This window comes from Microcystis sp. LSC13-02, assembly GCA_002282935.1.
Lineage (GTDB): Bacteria > Cyanobacteriota > Cyanobacteriia > Cyanobacteriales > Microcystaceae > Microcystis.
This window is the reverse complement of record MTBT01000218.1, coordinates 18,390-19,469: the sequence shown is the minus strand read 5'-3', so window position 1 is coordinate 19,469 and position 1,080 is coordinate 18,390. Positions and strand designations below refer to the sequence as shown.

General features: G+C 40.4%; 2 protein-coding genes and 1 pseudogene. 2 read left to right on the top strand and 1 reads right to left on the bottom strand.

Annotated elements, in window-relative coordinates; genetic code table 11:
- A partial coding sequence (locus BGL89_RS13570; protein WP_286826147.1) for a type ISP restriction/modification enzyme occupies positions 1-324 on the top strand: 324 nt, incomplete at its 5' end.
- Positions 325-339: 15 nt separating this feature from the next.
- Positions 340-486 (top strand): annotated as a pseudogene (locus BGL89_RS13565) (phenylpyruvate tautomerase MIF-related protein); the annotation flags it as partial.
- A gap of 32 nt (positions 487-518) precedes the next feature.
- Here BGL89_RS13565 and BGL89_RS13560 read toward each other — a convergent pair.
- Complete coding sequence (locus BGL89_RS13560; protein WP_286826146.1) at positions 519-953, bottom strand: DUF4332 domain-containing protein; 435 nt, start codon at positions 951-953, stop codon at positions 519-521.
- Positions 954-1,080: the final 127 nt, after the last annotated feature.

Below are 1,080 nucleotides of genomic sequence, written 5' to 3'. Positions count from 1 at the left end.
CATTTTAGCATATATTTGGTAAATGCGCTAGTATTTAACGGTAAAGCCGTCGTAGAACGACGGGGTTTCAGACCCAAAATTTTCGATGATCGAGCCTATTGGCAAAATATACCATCCCGGGTATGGGAATATAACATCGGGGGTTATCAAGTCATTAAAAAATGGCTAAGTTATCGCGAGGAAAAATTATTAGGACGGGGATTAACTATCGCAGAAGTGCAGGAAGTAAGCGAGATGACTAGAAGAATTACTGCGATTATTCTCCTAGAATCAGACCTAGATGATAACTATCAAAATATCAAAACAGCCGTGTATTCTTTTTAATATCTTCTGGTCTAATCCTATGTGATGACAGCTTTATAATCGGGGATAAAAATGACTTTTGCTGGCACTTTTGAGCCAGTGTATTATGTGGAGATTAAAAGCGTTGGTTCTATTTCTCCTGCTCAAACTAAAAGCATGAGTAGTGATTTTTGTCAAGAAATTTAGGCTTATTTAGGAATACCGAAAAATCGCATTTATTTTAACTCTCTGGTTAAGATTTTTGCCTGTTCAATCCAAGCTAACATCACCGCGATATCGGGACATAAATCGCGTCTTTGCAGATTAGCCACCTGAAAGCGGAGAATCTGTCGATGCAATTGCTGAATTGATGTCTGTGCCAATTGCGGGATGGAAGCAATACCGGCATGAACCAACAAACCGCAGTATTGACAACCTACGGCGGGAATCGAGGCTAATTCCGCCATTGCCACCCACTTATTAATATGTTTAGCCTGGATTTGCATTCTTACTGCTAATTTTTCCTTACCCAATTGCGGACGAACTTTTTGCAAAAGTTGTGCGGTGGTGTCGATACCGCAATCCTTTAATTTTTGGCAATCTTGGTCACTTAACCCCGGCAAATATTCAATTAACCAGCTTTGCCTGTGGATAAGTTGCGATCGATTCATCGAAATTATTAACTATTGATAAGTAGATTATACCAGTTAAGTAGGGTCTGCTGAAAAAGTTTTTCGGTGGTGGTAGGAGTCAGGAGTCAGGAGTCAGTAGCCGGTCGTTTCAGGCTTTGTTGCCCTT